Below are 6,565 nucleotides of genomic sequence, written 5' to 3'. Positions count from 1 at the left end.
CACCGCCATCGAACAGAACGGCAAGGGCGACCTCGCCACCCTCCTCGCCGGCAAAGACACCTGGACCGTCATCGGCTGACCCCACCACACCAGAACCGGGTGCCCGGCCGGGGAGTCTGCATGGACCCCGGGCCGGGCACCCGTTCTCATAGGGGGATGGACCGTCTCGCGTACCGCGTCAAGCGACGCCTGCTCGGCAAGCCCCTCACGACCGAGCGCGTCGGCGAGGAGAAGCTGAACAACCGCACGGCGCTCGGGGTGCTTGCCTCGGACTGCATCAGTTCATCCGCGTACGGCTCCGAGGAGATGCTCCGGGTCCTGGTCCCGGTGGCGGGGGCGGCCGCGTTCTCCCTGCTCATGCCGGTGACCGGCGCGATCCTGCTGGTACTGCTCCTGCTGACGCTCTGCTACAGCGACGTCGTCATGATCTACACCCGGGCCGGCGGCTCCTACGTCGTGGCCCGCGAGAACTTCGGCCCCACCATCGCGCAGATCGCCGCGGTCGCACTGCTCGTCGACTACATCGTCACCGTCGCCGTCCAGGTCTCGGCCGGCACCAACGCGATCATCTCCCTCGCGCACCTCGTCGGCGGCGGGCAGACCGCCATGGACCACCTCCAACTCCCCATCTCCGCCGGGGTGATCCTCTTCCTCGCGTACGGAAACCTGCGCGGCGTGCGCGAGGCGGGGCGCCTCTTCGCGTTGCCCGCCTATCTGTTCATGGCAGCCGTCGGGCTCGTGCTCGCGGTCTCCGCAGTGCGCGGCCTGACCGGCGGGCTGCCCCGGGCCGATCTGCACGCGGCGGGCGTGATTCCCGTCGGCGCGCCGGGGAACGGCTGGCTGTACGGGGCCTCGCTGTTCATCGTGCTGCGCGCGTTCGCCAACGGCGGCTCCTCGCTGACCGGCCTTGAGGCGATCTCCAACGGCATCTCGGCGTTCCGCGAACCGCAGGGCCGCAACGCCCGGCGCACCCTCATCACGATGAGCTGCGTCCTGGGCATCCTGGTCCTCGGCGTCTCGACGCTCGCCCACTTCACGCACGCGGTTCCGTACCGGGACGGCACCCCGACCGTGATCGCGCAGGAGGCCCACTTCGCCTTCGGCGGCGGGGTGTTGGGGACGGCGGGCCTGGTGTTCGTCCAGCTGGCGACGGCGCTGGTCCTCTACACGGGCGCCAACACCCCCTTCACCGGCTTCCCCTACCTGGCCAGCTTCGTGGCCGAAGACCGTTTCCTGCCACGGCAGTTGACCCGCCGGGGCCATCGCCTGGCCTTCTCCAACGGGATCATCGCGCTCACCGTCGTCGCGATGGCCCTGCTCCTGGTGACCCGCGCGAGCGTGGACAAGCTGGTGGCGCTGTACGCGATCGGGGTGTTCACAGCGTTCACGATGGCCGGGGCGGGACTCACCGCGTACCACTGGCGGCGGCGCGAGCGGCACCGCCAACTGAAGATCGGCGTCAACGCACTGGCGGCCGTGGTCTCCGCGACCGTCGTCCTGATCTTCGCCGTCACCAAGTTCACCGAGGGCGCCTGGCTGGTGGTCGTGGTGTTCCCGCTCGGGGTGTGGGCGCTGACCCGGATCAACCGCGAATACCGGAGCGAGGCCGCGGTGCTCGGCACCATCCAGCTGTCCGGCGCCGACCGGCCCCGCAACCGGCGCCACCTGGTGTTCGTCCTCGTCGAAACCCTCGACCTCGCCACCGTCAAGGCCCTGCGGTACGCACACGAGGTGCGGCCCGACGAGATCAGGGCCGTCCACTTCGCGATCGACGAGGCACACGCGCGCAGGCTCTCGGCGTCCTGGGAGGCGACGGCCGCGACCTCGGTGCCGCTGGAGGTGGTGGAGTGCCCCGACCGGCGCCTGCGGCACGCCATGGCGGAACTGGCCGGACGTACCACCGAGGACGGCGCGACCTCGCTGACCGTCCTGGTCCCCCGGCGCCTGTACTCCAACGCGCTGGGCAAGCTGCTGCACCGGGGCACCGCCGAGGAGATGGCGAAGGCCCTGGAGCACCTTCCCTCGGTGGCGGTGACGATCCTGCCTTTCGACGTGTCCCGCGCCCTGCGCTCCCTGGAGGCGGGCCGCACCCCCCAACCGGACTGATCTACAAGGCAGTTGACTCCCGCGCCGCGTCATAGGCGGCCCGCGCCCGCCGCACGTCGTCCATCCGTGCGTCCGTCCAGCGGGCCAGCGCCCGGACCTGCTCGGCAGCCTCGCGGCCGAGCGGGGTGATCGAGTAGTCGACGCGGGGCGGGATCACGGGCTTGGCGTCGCGGTGCACGAAGCCGTCGCGCTCCAGGGTCTGGAGCGTCTGGGCGAGCATCTTCTCGCTGACCTTGTTCACCCTGCCGATCTCGCGCCGCAGCTCGCTGAACCGGTACGAGCGGTCGAGCAGCGCGTCCAGGACGAGCACGCCCCATCGACTGGTGACGTGCTCCAGGACGAGCCGGTGCGGACACATCGCCTCGCGCTCGGCCCGTGCCTCACGCTCACTTACTCCCATGCCAGTACCTTACTTCAGAGTGGGTACTTTCGGAAGGTTAGCGCTCTCCGTAAGGTGGAGATCGAAGCGAAGGAGCCACGAGGAACCACCCCGAATCGCTCCACCAATCGCTATTCCGAGCGCTTCACCGAGCGCTACGAAACCGCCGCAGAAGGAGTCATCCCATGAGCATCGTCGTCACTGGAGCCACCGGAGCGCTGGGCCGTCTCGTCGTCGACGAGCTGCTCGCGCGGGTCCCGGCGAGCGAGATCGCCGCCGTCGTCCGCAACAAGGAGAAGGCCGCCGACCTCGCCGCGCGGGGCGTAGAGCTGCGTATGGCCGACTACAGCGAGCCCGCCACCCTGGCCGGGGCCTTCCGGGCCGGCGACCGGGTGCTGCTGATCTCCGGCAGCGAGGTCGGTCGGCGAGTGCCGCAGCACACCGCCGTGATCGAGGCCGCGAAGGCCGCGGGCGTGGCCCAGCTCGCCTACACCGGCATCCTCGGCGGCCCCGACGCCGACTTCGCGCTCGCCGACGAGCACAAGACCACCGAGCAGCTGATCCTCGACTCGGGGCTGCCGTACACGTTCCTGCGCAACGGCTGGTACACCGAGAACTACACGGCCAACCTCGCCCCGGTCCTGGAGCACGGCGCGGTCGTCTCCAACGCGGGCGAGGGCCGCATCGCCTCGGCGGCCCGCGCGGACTACGCGGCGGCCGCGGCCGCGGTGCTGACCGGCGACGGCCACCTGGGCAGGGCGTACGAGCTGAGCGGCGACGTGGCGTGGTCGCTGGCCGAGTACGCGGCCGAGGTCGCGGCCGCCTCCGGCAAGCCGATCGCCTACACCTCCGTCACCCCCGAGGCCCACCTCGCCGTCCTGACCGGCGCGGGCCTCCCGGCCGCCTTCGCGGAGATCCTGGTCGACGTGGACCACGCCATCGAGCGGGGCCGCCTGGCCGGCACCTCGGGCGACCTGACCCGCCTGATCGGCCGCCCGACGACGCCGCTGGCGGTGACGGTCCGGGAAGCCGTGAGCGCGTAACGAGCAACGTCAGGACCGTATCGCGGGACGGACATGACACCGCGGCCGTTCGGCGCTACCTTCTGCCTTCTGTGGGATCGAGCGCGCGCAGGGAGGGCCAGTGGCCAAGGAGTCGGCGGGGCAACAGCGGACCGGACTGCTGTACGGGATCGGCGCGTACGGGATGTGGGGCCTCGTCCCGCTGTTCTGGCCGCTCCTCAAGCCCGCCGACGCCATCGAGATCCTGGCCCACCGCATGGTGTGGTCCCTGGCGCTCGTCATCGTCGTGCTGCTCGTGATGCGGCGCTGGGCCTGGATCGGCGAGCTGGTGCGCCAGCCGCGCAGGCTCGGCCTGATAGCCGTGGCCGCCGCCGTGATCACGGTCAACTGGGGCGTCTACATCTGGTCGGTCAACTCCGGCCACGTGGTGGAGGCGTCGCTCGGCTACTTCATCAACCCGCTCGTCACCATCGCGATGGGCGTGCTGATCCTGAAGGAGCGGCTGCGGCGGGCCCAGTGGATCGCGGTCGGGATCGGGGCCGCGGCCGTGGTCGTCCTGACGGTGGGCTACGGGCGGCCGCCGTGGATCTCGCTGACGCTGGCGTTCACGTTCGCGACGTACGGGCTGGTCAAGAAGAAGGTGAACCTCGGCGGCCTGGAATCCCTGGCCGCCGAGACCGCCGTGCAGTTCCTGCCCGCGCTCGCCTACCTGCTGTGGCTGAGCGGCCAGGGCCGGGCCACGTTCGGGTCCGAGGGCCCGGGCCATGCGGCCCTCCTCGCCGCGACCGGAGTGGTGACCGCCATCCCGCTGATCTGCTTCGGCGGGGCGGCGATCCGGGTGCCGCTCTCGACCCTGGGACTGCTCCAGTACCTGGCCCCGGTCTTCCAGTTCCTGCTCGGGATCGTGTACTTCCACGAGGAGATGCCGCCGGAGCGCTGGGCGGGCTTCGCGCTGGTGTGGCTGGCCCTGACGACCCTGACGTGGGACGCCCTGCGCACGGCCCGCCTGTCCCGCAAGGCCCTGGCCTCGGCCATCACGAACGCGCCGGTCACGCCGAGGCCGCCCGGCCTGATCCCGCCGGCCCAGCGCGAGCCCAGGACGCCGGAGGCGCAGGGGTCTTAGGGGGCGGTCCCCTGGGTTGCGAATCTGCAGCGGTACGCGGATGGGCTGAGCCCCGTCTCGCGGCGCATCCGGACGCGGAGGTTGGCCGTGGTGCCGAGGCCGCTGAGCCGGGCCACCCGGTCGAGGCCGGGCTCGCCGCGTTCGATGAGGCGGCAGGCGAGGGCGACCCGTTCCGAGGTGAGCCAGGCCAGCGGGGTCGTGCCGAGCTGCTCCTGGAACCTGCGGTGCAGGGTGGCCGGGCTGACCGAGGCGCGGTGCGCGAGGTCGGCGACGCCGAGTGGCTGATCGAGGCGTTCCTGCGCCCAGGCGAGCACGCCGCCCAGCGACGTGTCGGGCACGGCGGGGACGGGCCGCTCCACGAACTGCCGCTGCCCGCCGTCCCGATGGGCCGCGAAGACGAGCCGTCGGCTCACGGCGTTGGCGATCTCGGCGCCGTGATCGACCCGGATCAGCTGGAGCCCGAGGTCGAGCGCGGCCGCGCTGCCGGCGGCGGTGTGGATGTCCCCGTCGGTCACGAACAGCACATCGGGCTGTAGCAGCACGTCGGGGTAGCGCTCGGCGAAGGTTCCCGCCCAGCGCCAGTGGGTGGTGGCCCGGCGCCCGTCGAGCACCCCGGCGGCGGCCAGGGTGAAGGCGCCCGTACAGAAACTGACCAGCCGCGCACCCCGGCCGGCGGCACCCCGCACGGCGTCGAGGACGGCCGGGGTGGGGGTGCTGAGCGGGTCGGGCCGGTTGGGCGCGATGAGGGTGTCGGCGGAGTCGACCGCGCCGAGGTCGGCGACGCCGGACAGCGTGAACATGCCGTTGTGCATCCGTACGGTGGGCGCGGCCGCGGCGAGCGTGAAGTCGTACCAGCCGTGCGCGGGGAGACCGAGCTCGGGCCGCCGCAGCCCGAACAGCTCGGTGGCGACGCCGAGTTCGAAGGGGTTGGACCCTTCGTCGACGATCACGACGACGCGGTGGGGAGTGGCGGGTGCGGCAGGCTGCCGGGCGGGTGCGGCAGGCCATCGGTCACCCGCGTCGGGCCATCGAGCGCCTGTGTCGGGCTGCGAGGATCGTTGCGACATGTGCGATTCGTAGCACTCGCGGGGCTAAGGCGCCACGGCGACGATGAGGGCATGGCTGATGAGCGCATGACCAACGAGCCCGTTGTTCTTTCGACCGCATTCGCGAGGTTCGAGGCCCTGTGGAGCCCTCGGATCGTCGCCCAGGTGAACGACTACGACGTACGGATCGCGAAGGTGGCGGGCGAGCATGTATGGCATGTGCACGACGACACGGACGAGTTCTTCCTGGTGCTGGAGGGCGAGCTGAGGATCGCGCTGCGGGAGGCGGATGGGGAGCGGGAGGTGGTGCTGCCGCAGGGGGCGGTGTTCGTGGTGCCGCGCGGCACGGAACACAAGCCGTCGTCGGAGGCGGGGGCGTCGATCCTGCTCTTCGAGCCGACGGGGACGCTGACGGTGGGCGACCGGCATGACGCCGTCCCGTCCCACGTGGAAGCGACGGTGGGCCACGCCCTCCGGTAACCCCTTGCCCCCTCGGGGGCTCCGCCCCTCGAACCCCGCTCCTCAGACGCCGGAGGGGCTGGACCGGGCCGACCGGGGCGGGCCACTTCGCGGATGCGAGGCGGGTGAACTGCGGGCCGAGAACGACCGGTCGCGCGGTTCCCCGCGCCCCGGCCCCGCATTCGACCGCGGACCGTACGTGGTGCTGGCGCAGTTCCCCGCGCCCCTGACAGCACCCAGTGCGGGCATACCCGCCCGGCGGGAAGCGGACCGTGTGTGGTTGCTCGCGCAGTTCCCCGCGCCCCTAGCAGGGTTGATCCTGGCAGGCCGAGCATCTTCAGCCTGTCATGGGGGTCCCCCCTGGCCCTTGAGGCCTTGGGGGAGTTTGAGGACGAGCGCCCTTCAGGCGCGAACGGGGGTCCGGGGCGGA

6 protein-coding genes are annotated in these 6,565 nt (G+C 71.7%); 4 read left to right on the top strand and 2 right to left on the bottom strand.

Annotated features, from left to right (window positions below; translation table 11 throughout):
- The first annotated feature begins 156 nt into the window (after positions 1–156).
- The gene (locus tag ADK54_RS08850) at positions 157–2,106 is read left to right on the top strand and encodes an APC family permease (RefSeq protein WP_053724997.1); all 1,950 of its coding nucleotides are present in this window, start codon (positions 157–159) and stop codon (positions 2,104–2,106) included.
- Position 2,107: 1 nt separating this feature from the next.
- Here ADK54_RS08850 and ADK54_RS08845 read toward each other — a convergent pair whose 3' ends face one another.
- Entirely contained in the window at positions 2,108–2,506 is a 399-nt protein-coding gene (locus ADK54_RS08845) for a winged helix-turn-helix transcriptional regulator (protein ID WP_053724996.1), read from the bottom strand.
- A 164-nt stretch (positions 2,507–2,670) separates the two neighbouring features.
- On the opposite strand from ADK54_RS08845, the gene ADK54_RS08840 reads away from it, so the two are divergent.
- Both ADK54_RS08840 and rarD read left to right on the top strand, forming a co-directional pair.
- A complete protein-coding gene (locus tag ADK54_RS08840; protein WP_053724995.1) occupies positions 2,671–3,528 on the top strand; it encodes an SDR family oxidoreductase in 858 nt (285 codons plus the stop codon).
- Positions 3,529–3,628: 100 nt separating this feature from the next.
- Positions 3,629–4,630, top strand: a complete 1,002-nt coding sequence (rarD, locus tag ADK54_RS08835; protein WP_107090491.1) for an EamA family transporter RarD — start codon at positions 3,629–3,631, stop codon at positions 4,628–4,630.
- Here rarD and ADK54_RS08830 read toward each other — a convergent pair.
- A complete protein-coding gene (locus tag ADK54_RS08830; protein WP_053724994.1) occupies positions 4,627–5,580 on the bottom strand; it encodes a helix-turn-helix domain-containing protein in 954 nt (317 codons plus the stop codon). The genes rarD and ADK54_RS08830 overlap by 4 nt on opposite strands.
- Before the next feature lie 183 nt (positions 5,581–5,763).
- Here ADK54_RS08830 and ADK54_RS08825 point away from each other — a divergent pair, with 183 nt between their 5' ends.
- Positions 5,764–6,156 carry a cupin domain-containing protein gene (locus tag ADK54_RS08825; protein WP_053724998.1) on the top strand — a complete coding sequence of 131 codons (393 nt, stop codon included), beginning with the start codon at positions 5,764–5,766 and terminating at the stop codon, positions 6,154–6,156.
- The last annotated feature ends 409 nt before the right edge of the window (positions 6,157–6,565 follow it).

Source organism: Streptomyces sp. WM6378, assembly GCF_001279695.1.
GTDB lineage: Bacteria > Actinomycetota > Actinomycetes > Streptomycetales > Streptomycetaceae > Streptomyces.
Note: the sequence above shows the minus strand (reverse complement) of the source record. Positions and strands in the feature narration are given on the sequence as shown.

Coding starts and splice junctions, on each gene's coding strand:
- ADK54_RS08850 (WP_053724997.1), top strand. CDS start 157: ATGGACCGTCTCGCGTACCGCGTCAAGCGACGCCTGCTCGGCAAGCCC.
- ADK54_RS08825 (WP_053724998.1), top strand. CDS start 5,764: ATGACCAACGAGCCCGTTGTTCTTTCGACCGCATTCGCGAGGTTCGAG.
- ADK54_RS08845 (WP_053724996.1), bottom strand. CDS start 2,506: ATGGGAGTAAGTGAGCGTGAGGCACGGGCCGAGCGCGAGGCGATGTGT.
- ADK54_RS08840 (WP_053724995.1), top strand. CDS start 2,671: ATGAGCATCGTCGTCACTGGAGCCACCGGAGCGCTGGGCCGTCTCGTC.